The sequence below is a fragment of the Telluria mixta genome (genome assembly GCF_029223865.1).
In the GTDB taxonomy this organism is placed as follows: domain Bacteria; phylum Pseudomonadota; class Gammaproteobacteria; order Burkholderiales; family Burkholderiaceae_D; genus Telluria; species Telluria mixta.
On record NZ_CP119520.1, the window covers coordinates 6,111,423 to 6,134,467 of the forward strand.

At 64.8% G+C, this 23,045-nt stretch carries 16 protein-coding genes and 3 tRNA genes; 5 read left to right on the top strand and 14 right to left on the bottom strand.

From position 1 onward, the window contains the following. Positions 1-13: 13 nt before the first annotated feature. Positions 14-3,643: a hydantoinase B/oxoprolinase family protein gene (locus P0M04_RS26945; protein ID WP_259452710.1), complete on the bottom strand. Its 3,630-nt coding sequence runs from the start codon at positions 3,641-3,643 to the stop codon at positions 14-16. Positions 3,644-3,750: 107 nt separating this feature from the next. Here P0M04_RS26945 and P0M04_RS26950 point away from each other — a divergent pair, with 107 nt between their 5' ends. Then, positions 3,751-5,247 (top strand): NAD(P)H-hydrate dehydratase, encoded by a 1,497-nt coding sequence (locus P0M04_RS26950; RefSeq protein WP_259452709.1) that lies wholly within the window; start codon positions 3,751-3,753, stop codon positions 5,245-5,247. Positions 5,248-5,264: 17 nt separating this feature from the next. On the opposite strand, the gene P0M04_RS26955 is transcribed toward P0M04_RS26950, so the two are convergent. Next, positions 5,265-5,984 (bottom strand): ABC transporter ATP-binding protein, encoded by a 720-nt coding sequence (locus P0M04_RS26955; RefSeq protein ID WP_259452708.1) that lies wholly within the window; start codon positions 5,982-5,984, stop codon positions 5,265-5,267. Here P0M04_RS26955 and P0M04_RS26960 point away from each other — a divergent pair. Genes P0M04_RS26960 through cynS form a run of 3 tightly spaced genes read left to right on the top strand, consistent with a single transcriptional unit; the run spans position 5,983 to position 8,169 of the window. Next, positions 5,983-6,615 (top strand): arylesterase, encoded by a 633-nt coding sequence (locus tag P0M04_RS26960; protein ID WP_371877396.1) that lies wholly within the window; start codon positions 5,983-5,985, stop codon positions 6,613-6,615. The genes P0M04_RS26955 and P0M04_RS26960 overlap by 2 nt on opposite strands. Then, positions 6,615-7,667 carry a tRNA 2-selenouridine(34) synthase MnmH gene (gene mnmH, locus P0M04_RS26965; RefSeq protein WP_259452706.1) on the top strand — a complete coding sequence of 351 codons (1,053 nt, stop codon included), beginning with the start codon at positions 6,615-6,617 and terminating at the stop codon, positions 7,665-7,667. The genes P0M04_RS26960 and mnmH overlap by 1 nt, the downstream gene beginning before the upstream one ends. A 58-nt stretch (positions 7,668-7,725) precedes the next feature. Next, entirely contained in the window at positions 7,726-8,169 is a 444-nt protein-coding gene (gene cynS, locus P0M04_RS26970; protein ID WP_259452705.1) for a cyanase, read from the top strand. A gap of 1 nt (position 8,170) precedes the next feature. Here the strand turns inward: cynS and P0M04_RS26975 are convergent, their stop codons facing one another. The 12 genes from P0M04_RS26975 to P0M04_RS27030 form a co-directional block, all read right to left on the bottom strand. Continuing rightward, positions 8,171-8,602, bottom strand: a complete 432-nt coding sequence (locus P0M04_RS26975) for a GNAT family N-acetyltransferase (protein WP_259452704.1) — start codon at positions 8,600-8,602, stop codon at positions 8,171-8,173. A 131-nt stretch (positions 8,603-8,733) separates the two neighbouring features. After that, the gene (locus P0M04_RS26980) at positions 8,734-10,647 is read right to left on the bottom strand and encodes a SurA N-terminal domain-containing protein (RefSeq protein ID WP_259452703.1); all 1,914 of its coding nucleotides are present in this window, start codon (positions 10,645-10,647) and stop codon (positions 8,734-8,736) included. An 82-nt stretch (positions 10,648-10,729) separates the two neighbouring features. Further along, positions 10,730-10,806 (bottom strand) — tRNA-Asp (locus P0M04_RS26985). A gap of 18 nt (positions 10,807-10,824) precedes the next feature. Beyond that, positions 10,825-10,901: transfer RNA gene (locus P0M04_RS26990), tRNA-Asp, on the bottom strand. Between the two features lie 72 nt (positions 10,902-10,973). Further along, positions 10,974-11,246 carry an HU family DNA-binding protein gene (locus tag P0M04_RS26995; protein WP_025511959.1) on the bottom strand — a complete coding sequence of 91 codons (273 nt, stop codon included), beginning with the start codon at positions 11,244-11,246 and terminating at the stop codon, positions 10,974-10,976. Positions 11,247-11,428: 182 nt separating this feature from the next. After that, positions 11,429-13,840, bottom strand: a complete 2,412-nt coding sequence (lon, locus tag P0M04_RS27000; RefSeq protein WP_259452702.1) for an endopeptidase La — start codon at positions 13,838-13,840, stop codon at positions 11,429-11,431. Between the two features lie 268 nt (positions 13,841-14,108). Then, positions 14,109-15,377 (bottom strand): ATP-dependent Clp protease ATP-binding subunit ClpX, encoded by a 1,269-nt coding sequence (clpX, locus tag P0M04_RS27005; RefSeq protein WP_036239689.1) that lies wholly within the window; start codon positions 15,375-15,377, stop codon positions 14,109-14,111. Positions 15,378-15,556: 179 nt separating this feature from the next. After that, positions 15,557-16,174 carry an ATP-dependent Clp endopeptidase proteolytic subunit ClpP gene (gene clpP, locus P0M04_RS27010; protein ID WP_166861694.1) on the bottom strand — a complete coding sequence of 206 codons (618 nt, stop codon included), beginning with the start codon at positions 16,172-16,174 and terminating at the stop codon, positions 15,557-15,559. 83 nt (positions 16,175-16,257) lie between these two features. Further along, positions 16,258-17,598, bottom strand: a complete 1,341-nt coding sequence (gene tig / locus P0M04_RS27015; RefSeq protein ID WP_259452701.1) for a trigger factor — start codon at positions 17,596-17,598, stop codon at positions 16,258-16,260. 31 nt (positions 17,599-17,629) lie between these two features. Further along, positions 17,630-17,716: transfer RNA gene (locus P0M04_RS27020), tRNA-Leu, on the bottom strand. 158 nt (positions 17,717-17,874) lie between these two features. Next, a complete protein-coding gene (locus tag P0M04_RS27025; protein ID WP_259452700.1) occupies positions 17,875-20,979 on the bottom strand; it encodes an efflux RND transporter permease subunit in 3,105 nt (1,034 codons plus the stop codon). Then, positions 20,976-22,097 carry an efflux RND transporter periplasmic adaptor subunit gene (locus tag P0M04_RS27030; protein WP_259452699.1) on the bottom strand — a complete coding sequence of 374 codons (1,122 nt, stop codon included), beginning with the start codon at positions 22,095-22,097 and terminating at the stop codon, positions 20,976-20,978. The genes P0M04_RS27025 and P0M04_RS27030 overlap by 4 nt, the downstream gene beginning before the upstream one ends. A 120-nt stretch (positions 22,098-22,217) precedes the next feature. On the opposite strand from P0M04_RS27030, the gene hpnC reads away from it, so the two are divergent. After that, a complete protein-coding gene (gene hpnC / locus P0M04_RS27035) occupies positions 22,218-23,027 on the top strand; it encodes a squalene synthase HpnC (RefSeq protein ID WP_259452698.1) in 810 nt (269 codons plus the stop codon). Positions 23,028-23,045: the final 18 nt, after the last annotated feature.

A 23,045-nucleotide genomic window follows, 5' to 3' on the forward strand; every position in this document is an offset into this window, starting at 1 on the left:
AACAATTCCGATTTCATATAGGCGTTTTCGAAATCGGCATACCTGCGGCTTCGCCATACCCGCCGCCACCGGGTGTCTCGATGACGAACACGTCCCCGGCGCCCATCTCCGCCTTGCCGATGTGCCCCAGCTCCTCGACACGCCCATCGGCCCGCTCGACGAGATTGCGCCCGCGCGCGCCCGGCGCGCCGCCCGCCATGCCGAACGGCGCGTAGACGCGGTTGTTGGACAGGATCGCCGCCGTCATCGGCTCGAGGAAGCGGATGCGCCGCACGCCGCCGTTCCCGCCGTGCCAGCGCCCCGCGCCGCCGGAGCCGGCGCGGATCGCATAGCTTTCCAGCCGCACGGGGAAGCGGAATTCCAGGATCTCCGGATCGGTCAGCCGCGAGTTCGTCATGTTCGTCTGCACGACGTCCGTGCCGTCGAAGCCCGGGCCGGCGCCGGAGCCGCCGGAGATGGTCTCGTAGTACTGGTAGCGCGCATTCCCGAACGTGAAGTTGTTCATCGTGCCCTGCGCGGCCGCCATCGCGCCGAGCGCGCCATACAGCGCGTTCGTGATGCACGTCGACGTCTCCACGTTGCCGGACACGACGGACGCCGGATAGTGCGGATTCAGCATGGAGCCCGGCGGAATGATCACCTTCAGCGGCTTCAGGCAGCCGGCGTTCAGCGGGATCTCGTCGTCGACGAGCGTGCGGAACACGTACAGCACGGCCGCCATGCACACGGCGGACGGCGCATTGAAATTGTTCGGCAGCTGGCCGGACGTCCCCGTAAAATCGATCTCCGCGCTGCGCGCCGCGCGGTCCACGCGGATCGCGACTTCGATGCGCGCGCCGTTATCGAGCTCGTTGACGAAGTGCCCGTCCGCCAGCGCCCCGATCACGCGCCGCACGGCTTCCTCGGCATTGTCCTGCACGTGGCCCATGTACGCACGCACGACGTCCAGTCCGTAGAAGGCCACCATCTTGCGGAGTTCTTCGACGCCCTTCTGGTTCGCGGCAACCTGGGCCCGCAGGTCCGCCAGGTTCTGGTCCGGATTGCGCGCGGGCCAGCGCGCGCCGCCCAGCAAGGCGCGTGTCTCGGCCTCGCGCAGCACGCCGTCGGCGCCGTCCACCAGCTTGAAATTGTCGATGAGGACGCCCTCTTCCTCGATGTGCGCGGAATCCGGCGGCATCGAGCCCGGCGTCGTGCCGCCGATGTCCGCATGGTGGCCGCGCGAGCCGACATAGAACAGGATGTCCCGGCCCGTCTCGTTGAACACGGGCGAGATCACCGTCACGTCGGGCAGGTGCGTGCCGCCGTTGTACGGGTCGTTCAGCACGTAGACGTCGCCTGCCTTCATCGCGCCGGCGTTCCTGCGCATGACGGCCTTGATGCTCTCGCCCATCGAGCCGAGGTGCACGGGCATGTGCGGCGCATTCGCGACGAGGTTGCCGTCCGCGTCGAAGATGGCGCAGCTGAAGTCGAGGCGCTCCTTGATGTTGACGGAGTACGCCGTGTTCTGCAGGCGCAGGCCCATCTGCTCGGCGATCGACATGAACAGGTTGTTGAAGATCTCCAGCATCACCGGGTCGACCGTCGTGCCGATCGCGTGCCGCCGCGGCAGCGCCTGCACGCGGCGCAGCACGAGGTGGTTGTACGCCGTGACCCCGGCTTGCCAGCCCGCCTCCACGACCGTCGTCGCATTCGCTTCCGCGATGATGGCCGGGCCGTCGATGACGTCGCCCGGCGCGATGTCCTGGCGGCGGTACACGCCCGTGTCGCGCCAGGCGCCATCCGCGTACATGCGCACGGTCTCGAACACGGGGACGGCACCGTCGCGCTGGACGGCATCCATCTGCTGTTCGGGCGGGGCGTCGGAGCGCCCCAGCGCTTCCACCGACACGGCTTCCACGACGAGCGCCTTGCCCGGCATGAGGAAGGAAAAGCGCCGGCGGTACGCCTGTTCGAACTGGGCCTGCAGCGCCGCGCGGTCGCCATCCATCACGACGATGGCGGAATCCGTGCCCTCGTAGCGCAGGTGCACGCGCCGCAACACGCCCATGCGCTCGGCCGCCACGCCCTGCGCCGCCAGGTCGGCCCGCGCAGCATCGGCCAGCGCATCCAGCTCCGCGGCCAGGACGTCGGGGCCGATCTCGTCGAGGCGGCGCTCGACGGCCCGCTCGCGCATCGCGCCCTGGTCCGCGAGACCCATGCCGTACGCGGACAGCACGCCCGCCAGCGAGTGGATGAACACCGTCTTCATGCCCAGCGCATCCGCCACGAGGCAGGCGTGCTGCCCGCCCGCGCCGCCGAAGCTCGTGAGCGCGTAGTCCGTGACGTCGTGCCCGCGCTGCACGGAGATCTGCTTGATCGCGTTCGCCATATTGCCCACGGCGATGCGGATGAAGCCTTCCGCGACGGCCTCGGGCAGCGGCCGCGTGCCGGTCGCGCGTTCGACGTGGTCCGCCATCGCTTCGAAGCCGGCGCGCACGGCATCTGCATCGAGCGGCTGGTCCGCGTTCGGCCCGAACAGATGCGGGAAATGCCGGGGCTGGATCTTGCCCAGCATGACGTTGCAGTCCGTGACCGCCAGCGGCCCGCCGCGCCGGTAGCTTGCCGGGCCCGGATTCGCGCCGGCGCTGTCCGGCCCCACGCGGTAGCGGCTGCCGTCGAAGTGCAGGATCGAGCCGCCGCCCGCGGCGACGGTATGGATGCTCATCATGGGTGCGCGCATGCGCACGCCGGCCACCTGCGTCTCGAACACGCGCTCGAATTCGCCCGCATAGTGCGACACGTCGGTCGACGTGCCGCCCATGTCGAAGCCGATGATGCGCTCGAAGCCGGCCAGGCGGCTCGCGCGCACCATGCCGACGATGCCGCCGGCGGGGCCGGACAGGATGCTGTCCTTGCCCTGGAACGCGCGCGCATCCGTCAGGCCGCCGCTGGACTGCATGAACTGCAGGTTCACGCCGGGCAGTTCGGATGCCACCTGGTCCACGTAGCGGCGGAGGATCGGCGACAGGTAGGCGTCGACGACCGTCGTGTCGCCGCGCGCGACGAGCTTCATCAGGGGGCTCGTCGTGTGCGACACGGACACCTGCGTAAAACCGATGTCGCGGGCGATGCGCGCGACGGCGTCTTCGTGCTGGTGATAGCGATAGCCGTGCATGAGCACGATCGCCAGCGCGCGGATGCCGGCGTCGTAGGCCGCTTGCAGGCCGCGCCGCGCGGCCGCCTCGTCCAGCGGATTGATCACGTCGCCGTGGGCGCCGATGCGTTCGTCGATCTCGACGACGTGCCCGTACAGCAGCTCGGGCAGCACGATGTGGCGGTCGAACAGCCGCGGACGGTTCTGGTAGGCGATGCGTAACGCGTCACGAAAACCCCGCGTGATCGCAAGCGCGGTCGGTTCGCCCTTGCGTTCCAGCAGCGCATTGGTCGCGACCGTCGTGCCCATCTTGACGGCGTCCACCTGTCCCGCCGGGATGGGCGCGCCGGGCGCCAGGCCAAGCAGGTGGCGGATGCCTGCCACGGCCGCATCCCGGTACTGTTCCGGATTTTCCGACAGCAGCTTGTGCGTGACGAGGCTGCCGTCGGGCCGGCGCGCCACGATGTCCGTGAAGGTGCCGCCGCGGTCGATCCAGAACTGCCAATCCATCGTGATACCTCCCAAAGTCATCGAGCCGCTATTGTAGTCGCGCGCGGCGCCGATTTTGGCGACAATGCAGTTTTCGCAACCCGGTTTTCGCAATGCCTGGAACCACCATGGACAATCCGCTCTACAGCGTCGCCCAGATCCGCGCCATCGAACAGGCCGCGCAGTCGCAGCTCCCGCCGGGCAGCCTCATGCGGCGCGCCGGCGAAGCGGCATCCACCTATGCCCTGGAAGTGCTGGGCGGCCTGCCGACGGGCCGCATCCTCGTGCTGGCCGGCCCCGGCAACAACGGCGGCGACGCGCTGGAAGTGGCCGCGAACCTGGCCAACTTCGGCGCCAACGTGGACGTGGTCCACCTCGCCGGCGCGGCGCCGTCGCCCGAGACCCAGCATGCCCTCGCGCGGGCCCAGGCCAGCCGGGCGCGCTTCGTGTCCGACCTCGCGGACTGCCACGGCTGCTGTCTCGTCGTGGACGGCCTGTTCGGCATCGGCCTCGCGCGGCCACTCGCGGGCCAGGCGCGCGCGCTCGTGGAGCGTACGCACGGCATGACGTGCCCCGTGCTCGCACTGGACGTGCCGAGCGGCCTCGATGCGGACACGGGCAGCGTCATCGGTCCGGACGGCGTAGCCGTGCGCGCCACGCACACCATCACCTTTCTCGGGAACAAGCCGGGCCTGCACACAGGCGACGGCTGCGACCACGCGGGCCGGGTGCACGTCAACCGGCTCGGCGCGGACGGGCTGCACGCCGAAGTCGCGCACGCGCGCCTGAACACGCCCGCCCTGTTCGCAGGCTTCCTGAAGCCGCGCCGCAACAATTCGCACAAGGGCACGTATGGCGATGTCGCCGTACTGGGCGGCGCGCGCGGCATGGCCGGCGCCGGCATCCTGGCGGCCCGCGCCGCGTTGTATGCGGGCGCGGGCCGGGTGTTCGTGGCGGCCGTCGATCCGGGACCGGCGCTCGATGCGGCGCAGCCGGAGATCATGTTCCGCGACGCGGCCGGCTTCGCGTTCGACGGCCGCACTGTCGTCGCCGGCCCCGGCATGGGCGATTCCGCCGGCGCCACGCACCTGCTGTCCAGGGTGATCGACGGGACGGGGCCCCTCGTGGTCGATGCGGACGCGCTGAACCTGTGCGCGGCCAGCCCCGACCTGGCGGCACGCCTGGCCGCGCACGACGGCGGCGTCGTCGTCACGCCGCATCCGCTCGAAGCCGCGCGGCTGCTGGGCGTCACGGCCGCGATCGTGCAGGCCGACCGGCTGGAGAATGCGCGCGAACTGGCGCAGCGGCTGGACGCCGTCGTCGTGCTGAAGGGTGCCGGCAGCGTCATCGCGCGGCCGGACGGCTATGTGGCGCTGAATGCGACGGGCAATCCGGGCCTCGCCACGGGCGGCACGGGCGACGTACTGGCGGGCCTCGTGGGCACCCTGCTGGGCCAGGGCTGGCCCGCGTGGGAAGCGGCGCTGGCCGCGACGTGGCTGCACGGCGCGGCGGCCGACCGGCTGGTGGCGGGCGGCGTCGGCCCGATCGGGCTCACGGCGGGCGAGCTGCCGAAGGCGATCCGCGCCGAACTGAATGCGCTCGTCGCCGACGCCGCGTTGGCGTAGGCGCTTGAAAACTCCGCTCAGACGGCCAGGCGGCCCGCGGCGATCGTGAGCGTGCGGCCGCAGCGCGCGGCCATGGCGGGGTCGTGGGTGACGAGGACCAGGGTCGATCCGCGCTCGCGATTCAGCTCGAACATCAGCTGGATGACGGCTTCGCCGGTGGCGGCATCGAGGCTGCCCGTGGGCTCGTCGGCGAACAGCAGCGGCGGTTCGGTGACGAAGGCGCGGGCCAGCGCGACACGCTGCTGCTCGCCGCCCGACAGGTACTTCGGATAATGGCGCAGGCGGCTGGACAGGCCCACGCGGCCCAGCATCGCCTCGGCTTTCGCGCGCGCATCGGCATCGCCCCGCAGTTCCAGCGGCAGCATCACGTTTTCCACGGCATTCAGGTGCGCGAGCAGCTGGAACGACTGGAACACGAAGCCCAGCTTTGCCTTGCGAAACGCGGCGCGTCCGTCCTCGTCGAGGGCGAAGATGTCCGTACCGTCGAGCAGGACCTGGCCCGACGATGGCGTGTCGAGACCGGCCAGCAGGCCGAGCAATGTGGACTTGCCGGAGCCGGAGGCGCCGACGAGGGCGAGCGTCTCGGCCGGTTGCACGGTAAAATCCACCTCGTGCAGGATGGTGAGCTCGCCGCTGGCATCCGCCACGCGCTTCGACAGGCCGCGAACCTCGATCGCCGGCCTGGCCGTTCCGTTCACACCTGCACTGCCTTTTGACGTCTCGGGAATATCACGCATGCTTGCTTTACTCAGGAAATGGACGATAGCTGCCGTCGCGGTTCTTGGAATGACCGCGGCGGGGAGCGCCTATTCTGCCCCAAAAACCGTGCTCGTGGTGGGCGACAGCCTGTCGGCCGAATACGGCCTCGCGCGCGGCACCGGCTGGGTCGCCCTGCTGGAGCAGCGCCTCAAGCGTGAACAGGTCGACGCCCGCATCGTCAACGCCAGCATCAGCGGCGAGACGACGAGCGGCGGCCGCACGCGCCTGCCCGCGCTGCTGCAACAGCACAAACCGGACGTCGTCGTGCTGGAACTGGGCGCGAACGACGGCCTGCGCGGCCTGCCCGTGACGGCCGCCGCGGACAATTTGCGCACGATGATCCAGTTGTCGCAGCAGAACAAGGCGAAGGTCCTGCTCGTCGGCATGCGCATGCCGCCCAACTACGGCCGCGCGTACACGGAACGCTTCGCCGGCATGTACAAGGATCTGGCGGCCGCCTATAAAGTCCCGCTGGTGCCGTTCATGCTGGACGGCGTCGCCCAGGAGACGACAAACTTCCAGGCCGACCGCCTGCATCCGCTCGCGACGGCCCATCCGACCATCCTCAACAATATCTGGCCGCAATTCGCGCCTCTCGTCAAACGATAATGAAATACCCCGCTGTCCTCGGCGTCGACGACGTCCTGCCCATGCTCGACCAGTTCGACACCATCATCGACGCGCGCAGCGAGTCCGAGTTCGCGCTCGACCGCATCCCGGGCGCCATCAACTGCCCGACCCTGGACGACGCGCAGCGCGTCCTCGTCGGCACCACGTACAAGCAGGTCGGCGCGTTCGAAGCGAAGAAGATCGGCGCCCCGCTCGTCGCGCAGAACATCGCGCGCTACATCGAAACGCTGTTCGCCGACAAACCGAAGGACTGGAAGCCGCTCGTGTACTGCTGGCGCGGCGGCAACCGCAGCGGCTCGATGGCGCTCATCTTCGCCAAGATCGGCTGGCCCGTCGTGCAGCTCGACGGCGGCTATAAAGCGTATCGCGCCTATGTCGCGGCCGCGCTGGAAAACCCGCCCCTGCTGGATTTCCGCGTGATCTGCGGCACGACGGGCAGCGGCAAGAGCCGGCTGCTCGAGACCCTCGAATCCATCGGCGCACAGGTGCTCGACCTGGAACGCCTCGCCGCGCATCGCGGCTCCGTCCTCGGCCACCTGCCGGGCGAACCGCAGCCGAGCCAGAAGATGTTCGAGACGCGCATCTGGGACAAGCTGCGCCGCTTCGATCCGTCGAAACCCGTGTTCGTGGAATCGGAGAGCAAGAAGGTGGGCAACCTGCGCGTGCCGGAAGCGGTCATGGAGCGCATGCGCGCCTCGCCCTGCATCGCGCTGCAGCTGGGCCGTCCGCTGCGCGTGCAGCTGCTGATGGAAGACTATCACCACTTCTGCGCCGACCCTTCCGCGCTGAATGCGCAGCTGGACCATCTGGTGCAATTGCATGGTCGCGCGCGCATCGAAACGTGGCAGGAGATGGCCAATACGGGGCGTATGCCGGAGCTCGTGGACCAGCTGCTCGTGGAGCACTACGATCCCGCGTACCTGCGCTCGATCGACCGGAATTTCGTGCAGTACCCGAAGGCGGAGACGCTGGCCTTGCCGGGCATCTCGAAGGACGACTTCGTCGCGGCCGCGCGGCATCTCCACGGGTAGGACAGGCACGCCTTTTGCATCGTCGTCCTTTCCTCAACCCGTAGACGAAAGGACCACGATGAACCGCATGGACGTCACCGAAAAAATCATCGGCGCCAAGGTAGCGAAAGGCATCAGGTGGGAAGACGTGGCCGGCAAGGTCGGCCAATCCAAGGAATGGACGACCGCGCTGTGCCTGGGACAGATGACCGCCTCGGTCGAACAGGCCGCCATCCTCGGCGACATCTTCGGCCTCACCGACGAAGAGTGCAAGTGGCTGCAGGTCGTCCCCTACAAGGGCTCGCTGCCGACGGCCGTCCCGACCGATCCGCTGATCTACCGCTGGTACGAGATCGTCAACGTCTATGGCACGACGATCAAGGAACTGATCCACGAAGAGTTCGGCGACGGCATCATGAGCGCCATCGACTTCAGCATGGATATCGTCCGGCAGCCCGATCCGAAAGGCGACCGGGTCAACGTGGTACTGTCGGGCAAGTTCCTGCCATACAAGCAGTACTGAATCAGTCCTGCGCCAGATAGCCCTGGGCGGCGGCCTTGTCCTGATCCTGGAACACGGCCATCGCCGTCGTCATGCGCCGGAAGCCGTAGCGCGCATAGAACGCCTCCTTGCCCGGCACCGAATACAGGATGATCTTCGCGTGCCCGCGCGACCGCTCGACCAGGTGGGAGATCAACGCATCTCCCAGCCCGCGTCCCTGGTGGCTGGGCAGGATCGCCACGTCGCAGATGTAGGAGCAATCCATACCGTCCGCCAGGGCCCGCCCGGCCGCGACGAGCACGCCGTCCTCGTAGCCGAACCGGCGGAACATGCTGTTCGTGAACACCGTTTTCAGGCGCTCGGGCGACTTGTCGCCCAGCGGCGCCTTGCGGTACAGCTCGGAAAGTTCGCTCCAGTCCACGTTGTCGAGAGTATCGGTCCAGGTCACGGTCATGCGCATTCCTTCCGGTCGTTATCGAGACCATCATTCTAGCGGGGGAAGCGAACCCCGGTGCACCTCGGCTCCAGCCATGAAAAAAGCCCGGTCCGCTCACGCGGCCGGGCTTCGATGTGATGCGTCCGGATTTATTCGGACCTGGTGCCGAGATCGGCAGGCTTGACGTTGATCTTCGCCTTCGCCTTGTGCTTCAGCGCTTCGACGAAGCCATAGGTCTCGGCATTGCCGACCGCGCGGCCGATCTGTTCCGCTTCCTGCTTGCGGCGCGCCACGTCCGGCTGCGCCGGCTGGCTCACCTTGCCGATGCGGTAGACGCCATACCCCATGCCGGGGATGTCGACGCCGACATAGGCCGGGAGCTTGCTCGCGTCCGCCTTCAGCACGGCGATCGCGGCCGTCTCGTTGATCGTCGGCTGCTTCGTGCGCGCCACGATCTTCGCCTCGCCGAAGCCGGCGGTGTCGCCCGATGCCTTGGCGGCGGCCAGTTTCGCTTCGCCGGCCTGGCGTGCCAGCTTGGCTGCTTCTTCCTGCGTGACGCGCTGGCGGATCGCCGCTTCCACATCGGCCAGCGGACGCTTGGTCGCCGGCTTGAATTCCACGACGTGGCCCGCGACCAGCGTACCCGGCGCCACTTCGACGGCGTCGGTGTTGCGCTTGTTCTTGATGGCGTCGTTCGAGAAGATCGCTTCCAGGAATTTCGGGCTATTGGCCGGCGATGGGCCCAGGGCCGGGTTCGGCGTACGGGTCAGGCCTTCGGCGGTCTGGATGGCCAGGCCCAGCTTGTCGGCGACCGGCTTCAGGCTGTCCGCCTGCTCGTACACGGTGTTGCGAAAGGTCTCGGCCAGTTCGGTGTACTTCGCCGACATCTTCGCCTTCTTGAGCTCGGCGACGATTTCCGGCTTCGCGTCTTCCAGCGACTTCTGGCTTTCCGGCACGATCTTCGTGATCTTGATGATGTGGTAGCCGAATTCCGAACGCACGAGGCCGCTGACTTCGCCTTCCTTCAGGCCGTAGATCGCGTCTTCGACAGGCTTGACGAACACGCCCTTCTGCACGACGCCCAGGTCGCCGCCCAATTCGGCCGAGCCCGGATCCTGCGATTGCGCCTTGGCGATCTTCGCGAAATCGTTCGGGCTCTTGCGCACTTCATCCAGGATCGCCTGTGCCTTGGCCTTCGCGGCCGCGTCCTCGGCGGCCGAGGCATCCTTCTTCGCGTTGATCAGGATATGGCTGGCGGTACGCTTTTCCGGCGTGGTGAAGCGTGCCTTGTTCTTGTTGTACGCATCGGCGACTTCGGCGTCGGACACGTTGACCTGCTTCTCGACAGCGGATGCGTCGAACACGACGTATTCGGCTTTGACCGATTCCGGCACCTGGAACAGGGTCGCGTTCTTGTCGTAATAAGCCTTGATCATGTCGTCCGTGACCTTGACCTGCGCGACGTAGTTCGCGGCCGGGAACAGTTGCTCCTGCACTTCGCGCTCTTCGTCGTTGATGTCCGACAGGCGGTTGGCGACCGTGCGCGGCGCGAACGCGGTCCGCTGGACGGAGCCGACGAGCTGCTGCACGGCCAGGTCGTGGCGCATGCGCTGGTCGAACATCTCCGGGGTCATGCCCTGCGCGGCCAGCGCGGCCTTGTAGCGGTCCATGTCGAACGTGCCGTCTTCCTTGCGGAATGCCTGGATGTCGAGGATGGCCTTCTGCAGCGCGGCATCGCTCACCGTCAGGTGGTTGCGGATGATCTCGGCGTTGATGGCGCGTTCGGCGACGAGCTGGTCGAGCACGGCCTGCTTCGCTTCCGGCGTTTCGAACAGTTTCTGGTCGAACTGCTCACCCATCATCTGGCGGGCCTGGTCCAGCTGGCGGCGCTGGGCGGATTCCCACTCCTGCTGGGTGATCTTTTTCCCGTCCACGGTGGCCACACCATCGTTGCTGCCGCGTTCGTTGTAGCTGCTGACACCCACCAGTACGAACGACGGCAGGATCAGCAGCAACAGCAGGAACTGCATCAGGCGCTGGTGAGTACGGATAAATTCAAACATGGTCAGCCATTCAAGGTTGAAAATGCGTTATCGAAAAACTTAAAAAAAAAGGCGAACCTAGGTTCGCCTCTTTTTCAGTATCTGGCGGAGCGGACGGGGCTCGAACCCGCGACCCCCGGCGTGACAGGCCGGTATTCTAACCAACTGAACTACCGCTCCAGATTCTTTGCATTTCGGTGGCGGAGCGGACGGGGCTCGAACCCGCGACCCCCGGCGTGACAGGCCGGTATTCTAACCAACTGAACTACCGCTCCACGAAATACTGGGTACTGCTCGACTGACTGGAATCCAGCAGCGTCCTGCTGCGTGTCAGCGCAGCGGAGGCATTAGTTTACTGCATCTTTCAGTGCTTTACCAGCCTTAAATTTCGGGACCTTGGCCGCCTTGATCTTGATGGCTTCCTTCGTGCGCGGATCGCGGCCGGTGCGCGCGGCGCGCTCGCCGACGGTGAACGTGCCGAACCCGACCAGCGTCACGCTGTCATTGTTCTTCAGCGTGTTGGTCACAGCGTCGATCATGGCATCGAGGGCGCGCGCCGCAGAAGCTTTGGTCAGGTCCGCGGACTTCGCGATTTCTTCGATCAGTTCAGTTTTGTTCACTTTCTTCCCTCGTTGTACGTTCTGGACACGGCATGCGCGACCGGGCCGGATTGACCGTCGGCAAAAACCGCAAGGGCGTATTAAACAAGCCGACAATGCGTTGTGTCAAGTAACGCACGAGCAACGGCGCGACATAAAAAAACGGCACCCGAAGGTGCCGCTTTTAACGGTGCTCAGCAGGCTTAGTGCTTGACGACGCCGCCCTGGCCGTCGGTCGTGGCGGCGGCCACCGACGACGACGCCACTGCCGGCACGTCGACGATCGGTTCAGGCTGACGTTCCAGTGCCACTTCCAGCACCTTCTCGATCCAGCGCACCGGCACGATCTCGAGCTTGTTCTTGACGTTGTCAGGAATGTCGGCCAGGTCCTTCACGTTCTGCTCGGGGATCAGCACGGTCTTGATGCCGCCGCGCTGGGCCGCCAGCAGTTTTTCCTTCAGGCCGCCGATCGGCAGGACTTCGCCGCGCAACGTGATCTCGCCCGTCATCGCCACGTCGGCTCGCACCGGGATGCCCGTGAATACCGAGACCAGCGCCGTCGTCAGGCCGATACCGGCGGACGGACCGTCCTTCGGCGTCGCGCCTTCCGGCAGGTGGACGTGGATGTCGGTCTTCTCGAACACCTCGTTCTTGATACCCAGGCGCGCCGCACGGCTGCGCACGACGGTACGCGCGGCTTCGATCGATTCCTTCATCACGTCGCCCAGCGTACCGGTGCGGATCACGGCACCCTTGCCCGGCACCTGCACGGCTTCGATCGTCAGCAGGTCGCCGCCGACTTCCGTCCAGGCGAGGCCCGACACCTGGCCGATCTGGTTTTCCTTTTCCGCCACGCCGAAGTCGTAGCGGCGGACGCCCAGGAACTTGTCCAGGTTCTTCGACGACACGATCACACGCTTGTTGTCTTTCTTGAGCAGCAGCATCTTGACGACCTTGCGGCAGATCTTCGAGATTTCGCGCTCGACCGAACGCACACCGGCTTCGCGGGTGTAGTAGCGGATGATGTCGCGGATCGCGGCTTCGTCGACCTTGATCTCTTCGTCCTTCAGGCCGTTCGCCTTGATCTGCTTCGGCAGCAGGTAGCGCTGCGCGATGCTCGTCTTTTCATCCTCGGTGTAACCCGACAGGCGGATCACTTCCATACGGTCCAGCAGGGCCGGCGGGATGTTGAACGAGTTCGACGTCGCCACGAACATCACGTCCGACAGGTCGAAGTCCACCTCGACGTAGTGGTCCGAGAACGTGTGGTTCTGCGCCGGATCCAGCACTTCAAGCAGGGCCGACGACGGGTCGCCGCGGAAGTCCGCGCCCATCTTGTCGATCTCGTCCAGCAGGAACAGCGGGTTGCGCACGCCGACTTTCGCCAGCGATTGCAGCACCTTGCCCGGCATCGAGCCGATGTAGGTACGGCGGTGACCGCGGATCTCGGCTTCGTCGCGCACGCCGCCCAGTGCCATGCGGACGTACTTGCGGTTCGTCGCGCGGGCGATCGATTCGCCCAGCGACGTCTTGCCGACGCCCGGAGGACCGACGAAGCACAGGATCGGGGCCTTCAGCTTGTCGACGCGCTGCTGCACCGCGAGGTATTCCAGGATGCGTTCCTTGATCTTGTCGAGGCCGTAGTGGTCGGCTTCCAGCACTTCCTGGGCCTTCTCCAAGTCGATCGTGACCTTGGATTTCTTTTTCCACGGCAGCGACACGAGCGTGTCGATGTAGTTGCGCACGACGGTGGCTTCGGCCGACATCGGCGACATCAGCTTCAGCTTCTTGATCTCGGCCTGGGCCTTTTCCATCGCTTCCTTCGGCATCTTGGCGGCGATGACCTTCTTCTCGAGCTCCTCGATGTCGGCGCCCTCTTCGCCTTCGCCCAGTTCCTTCTGGATGGCCTTGACCTGTTCGTTCAGGTAGTACTCGCGCTGCGATTTCTCCATCTGGCGCTTGACGCGGCCGCGGATGCGCTTTTCGACCTGCAGGATGTCGAGCTCGCCTTCCAGCTGGCCGAGCAGGTGCTCCAGGCGCTTGGCGACGTTGAAGATCTCCAGGATGACCTGTTTCTGCTCGAGTTTCAGCGGCAGGTGGGCGGCGACGGTATCGGCCAGGCGGCCGGCGTCGTCGATACCGGCCAGCGAAGCCAGGATCTCGGGCGGAATCTTCTTGTTCAGTTTGACGTACTGGTCGAACTGCTGGACGATCGCGCGGCGCATTGCCTCGACTTCGGAATCGTCGCCGATTTCGGAATTGATCGGGGTCAGGTCAGCGATGAAATGGCTGGGCCCGTCGTTGATGTGATCGATACGGGCACGCTGTGCGCCTTCGACCAGCACCTTCACGGTGCCGTCGGGCAGCTTCAGCATTTGCAGAATATTGGCCACGCAGCCGATCTCGTAGATGTCTGCGGCCGAGGGTTCGTCCTTGGCGGCGGCCTTTTGGGCTGCGAGCATGATGCTCTTACCCTGTTCCATGGCGGCCTCGAGCGCCTTGATGGATTTCGGGCGGCCAACGAACAGCGGTATCACCATATGCGGGAACACCACCACGTCGCGCAAGGGCAACAGGGGCAGCGTCATTTGCTCGGTCAATTTGGAAGTTGTCATGGCATACCTTATAGAAAGCGTGTAGACGATGTGGGAGCACACCTTCGAAACACAAGACCGGCTGGGAAATATTTTCTACAAGTAAAAAAACTTTAACTTGATACGAATAATAGCCGTTTCTACAAAAGTCTCGAATTCAAATAAAAAAGCCACTTCACAGCATCGGCCGCGAGTGGCTTTTCGATTGAAGCCGTCTTTTGTTGAGATTAATTGTACCGTCTCAACTCAGCGATTCAATACCTTTGTTGTGTTTGCGCCCGGAAATTTTTCAGTTTTCGCCTGCTGCCTTTGGCGATTCGCTGTAAATCAGCAAAGGTTTCGCGCCATTCGTGATCGTATTTTCATCGATAACGACTTTCACGACATTTTGCTGGCTCGGCAATTCATACATCACGTCGAGCAGAGCGTGTTCCAGGATCGAACGGAGACCACGCGCACCGGTCTTGCGCGCCAATGCCTTCTTGGCAATCGCGTGCAGGGCCGCCGGGCGGATTTCCAGTTCGGCGCCTTCCATATCCAGCAGTTTCGAATACTGCTTGATAAGGGCGTTTTTCGGCTCGACCAGGATCTGGATCAAAGCCTCTTCCGTGAGCTCGCTCAGGGTAGCTACGACCGGCAGACGGCCGACCAGTTCGGGAATCAGGCCGAACTTGATCAGGTCTTCCGGTTCCGCTTCCATCAGGATATCGCTGACGGAACGCTGGGACTGGCTCTTGACGCTGGCGCCGAAGCCGATGCCGCTCTTTTCCGAACGGTTCTGGATGATCTTGTCCAGGCCGTCGAATGCGCCGCCGCAGATGAACATGATGTTCGTCGTGTCGATCTGCACGAAATCCTGGTTCGGATGCTTGCGGCCGCCCTGCGGCGGCACGGACGCCATCGTGCCTTCGATCAGCTTCAGCAGCGCCTGCTGCACACCCTCGCCCGACACGTCGCGGGTGATGGACGGGTTGTCGGACTTGCGCGAAATCTTGTCGATCTCGTCGATGTAGACGATGCCGCGCTGGGCCTTTTCGACTTCGTAGTTGCAGCTCTGCAGCAGCTTCTGGATGATGTTCTCGACGTCCTCGCCGACATAGCCGGCTTCCGTCAGCGTGGTCGCGTCGGCGATCACGAACGGGACGTTCAGCATGCGCGCGAGCGTCTGGGCCAGCAGGGTCTTACCCGAACCGGTGGGGCCGACGAGCAGGATGTTGCTCTTGGCCAGCTCGACGTCGTCCTTCTTGCCCAGGTGCTTCAGGCGCTTGTAATGGTTGTAGACCGCCACCGACAGGATGCGCTTCGCCGTCTGCTGGCCGATGACGTACTGGTCGAGCAGTTCGGCGATCTCGTGCGGAGTCGGCAGGTCGGACTTGGCGCCCGCCACCGATTCGACGTTCGAGGTCTCGTCGCGGATGATGTCATTGCACAGGTCGATGCACTCGTCGCAGATGAAGACCGAAGGTCCTGCGATGAGCTTCTTGACCTCGTGCTGGCTCTTGCCGCAGAACGAGCAGTACAGGAGTTTTTCGCCGCTAGAGGATTTTTTGTCTGACATGGGGCAGGTTTCAGTTGAATTGCTATGAATATAACGCTAATACGAGGGCGCAACAAGTGCGCACGACACCATGCTACCCGATTTGAAAACAAAACGCCCGAAGCGCTGTCGCGTCCGGGCGTATTTGAGCAACAGTTGTCGAGTACTCCACGCGATCTCGAAAACCGCGCGGATTAGCCTCAGCCGCGGTTCGTCAGAACCTTGTCGATGAGGCCATATTCCACGGCCTCTTCGCTCGACATGAAACGGTCGCGATCGGTATCCTTGTGGATCTGTTCGATCGTCTGGCCGGTGTTGTCCGCCATGATGCGGGCCAGGCGTTCGCGCAGGTACAGGATTTCCTTGGCCTGGATCTCGATGTCCGACGCCATGCCCTGCGAGCCACCGGACGGCTGGTGGATCATGACACGCGAGTTCGGCAGCGAGAAGCGCTTGCCCTTGGCCCCGGCCGCCAGCAGGAACGCGCCCATCGAGGCGGCCAGGCCGGTGCACAGGGTCGACACGTCGGGCTTGATGAAGTTCATCGTGTCGAAGATGGCGAGGCCGGCCGACACGGAACCACCCGGCGAGTTGATGTACAGCGAGATGTCCTTGTCCGGATTCTCGCTCTCCAGGAACAGCAGCTGGGCCACGATGAGGTTGGCCATCTGGTCGTTGACAGGACCGACCAGGAAAATCACGCGCTCCTTCAGCAGGCGCGAGTAGATGTCGTAGGCGCGCTCGCCGCGGCCGCTCTGCTCGATCACCATCGGCACGAGGCCGAGGGCTTGGGTATCCAATGCCGGATTACGATTCATACCTGTCAATTCCTTTGTAAAAGTTACGAAGCCGCACTATCTCAGATTTCTCTCGGGAACGTCGTACGGCTTCCTCAAGGAAGTTAAGCCTGAGCAGCGCTTCCCATCAGCTCGTCAAAGGCGATGTCCTTGGTCGTCACCTTTGCCTTGCCGAGCACATAGTTAACGACGTTTTCTTCCAATACAAGAGCTTCCACTTCGCCCAGGCGGCGACGGTCGCTGTAGTAGTACTTCAGGACTTCCTTCGGGTCTTCGTAGCTCTGCGAGAAGTCTTCGATCTGGGCTTTCACCTGCTCTTGGGTTGCCTGCAGGTTGTTTTCCTGGACCAGTTGCGACAGGATCAGACCCAGGCGCACGCGGCGCTCGGCCTTGGTGGCGAACAGGTCGGCCGGGAACGGCAGGCTTTGCACGTCCATGCCGCGCTGGGCCATGTCCTGGCGGGTCTGCTCGGCCAGGCGCTGCGAATCCTGCTCGATCATGACCTTCGGCACGTCCATCTCGGTGTGCTTGACCAGCGCATCCATCACGGCTTCCTTGTTGCGGGCCTTGATGCGGGCGTTGACTTCACGCTCCAGGTTGACCTTGATGTCTTCGCGCATCTTTTCGATGCTGCCGTCTTCGATGCCCAGCGACTTGGCGAACTCGCCGTCGACTTCCGGCAGGTGCGCCCATTCCAGCTTCTTCAGCGTGATGGTGAACTCGGCGGTTTTACCGGCCACGTCCTTGCCATGGTAGTCTTCCGGGAACGCCAGCGGGAAGGTCTTCGACTCGCCCACTTTCAGGCCGACGGTCGCGGCTTCGAATTCCGGCAGCATGCGGCCTTCGCCCAGCACGAACGCGTAGTCTTCGGCTTTACCGCCCGGGAATTCGACGCCGTCGATGACGCCGACGAAGTCGACCGTCACGCGGTCGCCGTTCGCTGCGACCGGCTCGCCGCCGTCGCCGTGCTCACCGGCTTCGCCCTTGGTGTGGTAGTGCACGCGCTGCTTGCGCAGGATATCGATGGTCTTGTCGATCTCGGCATCGGTGACGTCGGTCTTGACCGTTTCGATCTCGATGTCGGCCAGCGCCGGCAGCGTGACTTCCGGGTAGACTTCGAAGGTCGCGTCGAAGGCCAGCATGCCTTCCGGTGCATCCTGCTTCGGCTCGATTTTCGGCATGCCGGCAACGCGCAGCTGGGCTTCGTCGGCGGCGGCGCCAAAGGCCTGGCCGACCTTGTCGTTCAGCACGTCGGATTCGATCTGGTAGCCGTATTGTGCGGCGACCATCTTCAGTGGCACCTTGCCCGGACGGAAGCCCGGCGCACGTGCGGTCTTGGCCTGCTTCTTGAGGCGCTTTTCAACTTCCGTACGTACGTCGCTCAGCGGAAAAGAGAGAGTCAAGCGACGCTCGAGTTTACCCAGGTTTTCGACTGCAGTTGCCATTGTAAAAATCGTCCAAAAAAATAATTGTTCGTGGTGCGAGGAAGGGGACTCGAACCCCTACACCATTGCTGGCGTCAGGACCTAAACCTGGTGCGTCTACCAATTTCGCCATCCTCGCGCAGGATTGCTGATCTTGCCACAAAAACAAAGGGCGCCCGACAACGAAACCGGCCGCCCTGAATCCAATGTCTAGGGGCTACAACTTCAACCCGATATTTTACTGGATTTTCTGACACGATTGGGCACATTTTAATTCGTAGTAAATCGCCCGATATTTCAAGGATTTACGACAGCCGCCCTCTCGCGCACGGGGCGCTTTACGCGGAACCATGCCGCATACAGCGCCGGCAGGAACAGCAGCGTGAGCGCCGTGGCGACCAGTAATCCGCCCATGATCGCGATCGCCATCGGCCCCCAGAACACGGAACGGGACAGCGGAATCATCGCCAGCGCCGCCGCGGCGGCCGTCAGCAGGATCGGCCTGCAGCGCCGCACGGCGCTTTCCACGATCGCCTCCCACGCGGGGTGCCCGGCCGCGATGTCCTTCTCGATCTGGTCGACGAGGATGACGGAATTGCGCACCACCATGCCGAACAGCGCGATCACGCCGAGATTGGCGACGAAACCGAACGGCGAATGGAACAGCAGCAGCGCCATCGCGGCACCCGCGATGCCCAGCGGCCCGGTGAGGAAGACCATCACGGCGCGCGAAAAACTGTGCAGCTGCAGCATCAGGAGGGTGAAGACGATGAAGAGCACCAGCGGCACGTTCGCCGAGATGGAGTCTTCCGCCGTCGAGCTGTTCGCGGCCGCGCCTTCCAGCTTGATGCGGTAGCCGGCCGGCAGCTTCGCGCGCAGCGCTTCCAGCTTCGCGTTGACCTGGTCGGACACGGTCGGCCCCTGCACGCCTTCGACGACGTCCGACTGGACCATGATCGCCCACTCGCGCCCGTAGCGCTGCACGACACCCGGCTCCCACACGAATTCGATGCGCGCCAGCTGCGACAGCGGCACGGCCCTGCCGGTCGGCGTCGGCACGTTCGTGTTGGCGAGGACGGACATGTTCGAGCGCTCGTCCAGCGGCTGGCGCACGACGATGTCGATCAGCCGGTTACTCTCGCGGAACTGGCCGACCGTCGTCCCCGACAGCAGGGTCGCGATCGTGCGGCGCACGGTCTGGGACGTGACGCCCAGCGCGCGCATCTTGTCCTGGTCCAGCTCCAGCCGCAGCACCTTGACGGACTCGTTCCAGTTGTCGTTCACGCCCACCGTGTTCGGGTTGGCGATCATGATCTCCTTGACCTGGTCGGCCACCTTGCGCACGACGCCGATATCCGGCCCCATCACCTGGAACTGCACGGGATACGGCACCGGCGGCCCGTTCGGCAGCAGTTTGACGCGGCCCCTGACTTCCGGGAAATCCGACCTGAACCTGTCTTCGATCTTGCGCTTGAGGGCATCGCGCTGGTGCACGTTCTTCGGCAGCACGACGAATTGCGCTACGTTCGACGCCGGGAAGATCTGGTCCAGCGGCAGGTAGAAGCGCGGGCTGCCCGTGCCGATGTACGACGTCACGCTGTCCGTCTCCGGCTGCGCGCGGGCGAAGGCCTCGAATTTCTTCGCCAGCGCCTCGTTGACGGCGAAACTCGTGCCTTCCGGCGCCCACATCTCGACCATCAGTTCGGGGCGGCTCGAATCCGGGAAGAACTGCTTCTCGATGAACTTGAAGCCGAACACGCCCAGGAAGAACACGGCCAGCGACAGCACGATCGTCGTCTTGCGCCATTCCACACAGCGGTCGACGAGGCGGCGGAAGCGCTGGTACATCGGCGAGTCGAACACGTCGTGGTGCCCGTCACCATGGGGTTTTACCCGCAGCAGGATGAAACCGATATAGGGCGTGAACGTGACGGCAACGACCCACGACACGAGCAGCGCGATCGCGTTCACGGAAAACATCGAGAACGTGTACTCGCCGGCCGCCGATTTCGCGAGGCCGATCGGCAGGAAGCCCGCCGCCGTGATCAGGGTGCCGGTCAGCATGGGGAACGCGGTCGACGTATACGCGAACGTGGCCGCGTCGAAGCGCGACATGCCCTCCTCCATCTTCCGCACCATCATCTCGACGGCGATGATGGCGTCATCGACGAGCAGACCCAGTGCGATGATCAGCGCGCCCAGCGAGATCTTGTGCAGCGAGATGTCAAACACGCGCATGAACAGGAACGTGATCGCCAACACGAGCGGAATCGTCAGCGCGACGACCAGGCCGGGACGCATGTCCAGCCGCAGCTTCGGCTTCGTGTGCAGGCCCAGCGCGACGAACGACACGACCAGTACGACGACGACCGCCTCGATGAGGCTGTGCATGAATTCGCTGACGGACGCCGTGACCGCGGCGGGCTGGTTCGACACGCGCTCCAGTTCGATGCCGACCGGGAGCTGGCGCCGGATGTGTTCCACCGTCTGCTCCAGGCCTTTGCCTAGCTGGATGATATTGCCGCCCTTCTCCATCGACACGCCGAGGCCGATGACTTCCTTGCCGTTGAAGCGCATCTTGTCGTGCGGCGGATCTTCGTACGCGCGCTGCACGGTGGCGAAATCGCCGAGGCGGAACGTCGTGTTCCCTGCGCGCAGGCTCAGGTCCTCGATCTGCCTGGCCGATTTCAGGCCGCCCGTCACCCGCACCTGCAGGTTTTCCAGCGGCGTCACGAGCACGCCGGCCGATTCGATGCCGTTCTGCGTGGCGATCTGGTTCACGATCTGCTCGAACGGGATGCCCAGTTGCGCGAATTTCTGCTGCGAGAACAGGATATTCACTTTTTCCTGCTGCACGCCGAACTGCTCGACTTTCGACACGAGCGGCACGGTGAGCAGTTGCTGGCGCACGAAATCGGCGTAGTCGCGCATCTCGGCATACGTAAAGCCGTCGCCGGACAGGGCGAAGATGGAGCCGTACGTGTCGCCGAATTCGTCGTTGAAGAACGGCCCGATCACCCCCGGCGGCAGGGTCCCCGCGATGTCGCCGACCTTCTTGCGCACCTGGTACCAGACGCCCTGCACCTCCGCCGGCGGCGTCGATTCCTTCAGCTCGATGATGATCGTCGTCTCGCCCGGCTTGGAAAAGCTGCGCAGCTTGTCGATGTGCGGCGTCTCCTGCAGCTTCTGTTCGAGCTTGTCGGCGACCTGCTGGGCCATCTGCACCGACGTGGCGCCCGGCCAGTATGCCGTCATGACCATCACGCGGAACGTGAACGGCGGGTCCTCGTCCTGGCCCAGCTTGCCGTAGCTGAGGATGCCGCCGATGAGCAGCGCGGCGATCAGGTAGCGCGTCAGCGGGATGTTTTCCAGCGCCCAGCGCGACAGGTTGAACCCTCTCATTTGGGGACTCCATTCGCTTCCGCCTCGGCATCGCCGCGGCGTGCGACGTCGGCCGCCAGCACCTTGACCTTCTGCCCCGGCTTGAGCAGGTGGACGCCCGCCGTGACGATGGTCTGGCCCGGCTTCACGCCGCCGGCCAGCACCACGTCGTTGCCGGACACGCCGCCCACCTGCACGGGCACGAGGTGCACGGCGCCGTTTTCGATCACCCAGACGGATGTCGCGCCCTTGTTCTGGTACAGCGCGGACAGCGGCACCTTGATCGCGGCGCCGGTGTTCGCATGCGCCAGCTGGACGACGGCAGTCATGCCGAGGCGGATGTCTTCCTGCGCCGGGATAGCCACTTTCACGGTGTACGTGCGCGTGGCGGGATCGGCCACCGGCGCGATCTCGCGGATCTTGCCGGCGATGCTGCGGCCAGGGTCCGCCCACAGCCTGACCTTCACGGCGCCCACGTTGCGCAACTCGTCGACCTGGTCTTCCGGCACGCCGATCACGACCTCCTTCTCGTCCGTCCGCGCCACGCGCACGACGGGCGTGCCCGCCTGCACGACCTGGCCGACTTCCGCGTCGATGCCCGTCACGACGCCATCCGCGTCGGATTCGAGGTTCGCGTAACCGGTCTGGTTGGCCTGCTCGCGCGACGCGGCGCGGGCCGCCTCCATGCTCGCCTGCGCCGAGCGCGCGGCCGCCACTTTCTGGTCGAGCACCGCCTGGCTGACGAAGTTCTGGCTGCGCAGGTCCTGGTAGCGTTTCAGGTCGGCGCGCGCGAGCTCGTAACTGGTCTGCGCCGCGCGCAGGTTCGCCTGGGCCTGGGCCTGGCCAAGGCGCAGGTCTTGCGGATCCAGCTGCATCAGTACCTGGCCGCGCTTGACGACCGTGCCCACGTCCACCTTGCGGGCGCTGATCTTGCCGCCGACGCGGAAACCGAGGCGGGATTCGTAACGGGGCCGGACGTCCCCGGAAAATTCCGCGGACGAGCCGACCGTGCCCGTCGCCAGCGTGAGGGCACGCACGGGGCGCACGTCATCGAAGGGGGTCTCGTTGCGGGAGCACCCTGCGAGCGATACCGCAGCCAGCACCAGGGTCAAAGGAAGGGCGAACGGAAAAGCACGCATTGGTTTCCTCATGGTGGCCCGGCCCGGACGGCGAGGCACTGTCGTGGATTTATCCTAGCAATTATAATCATGCAATTATCGCCAGTAAATGACTTTAGAGTCAGCAATCTACAGAGTCACATGGCCGTCGACCATTACGAAAACTTCCCTGTCGCGTCGATCCTCCTCCCCCGCCGCCTCGTGCCCGCGGTGGAGGCGATCTATGCGTTCGCGCGCAGCGCTGACGACCTCGCCGACGAGGGCGACGCCGCCCCGGCCGAGCGCCTGGCCGCCCTGCGGGCCTACGAGGCGGCGCTGGACGGCATCGCGGCCGGTACGCCGCCGGATGACCCGATGTTCCGGCGCGTCGCTGCCGTACTGGCGGAATACCAACTGCCGATCCAGCCGCTGCGCGACCTGCTCTCGGCCTTCAAGCAGGACGTCGTCACGACGCGCTACCCGGATTTCCCGCACCTGCTGGATTATTGCCGGCGTTCGGCCGATCCCGTCGGACGCCTGATGCTGGGACTGTACGGGGTGGACGACCAGGCCAGCCTGCGCGAGTCGGATGCCATTTGCACGTCCCTCCAGTTGATCAACTTCTGGCAGGACGTCGCCATCGACATCGCCAAGGGCCGCATCTATATACCGCTGGACGACCTGGGCCGCCACGGCGTGACGCAGGACGCCATCGAACAGGGCCGCACCGGACCCGCCTGGCGCGCGCTGATGCGCTTCGAGGTGGACCGGGCGCGCGCGCTGATGCTGGATGGTGCGCCGCTCGCCACGCGCCTGCCGGGCCGCATCGGTTGGGAGTTGCGCATGGTCGTCCAGGGCGGCCTGCGCATCCTGGAAGCGATCGAACGCGTGGATTACGACGTGTTCCGGCGCCGTCCGCGCCTGAAACGCCTCGACTGGCTCACGGTAGGCTGGCGCGCAATACTTATGTAGCCGCCCATCGACTAATAT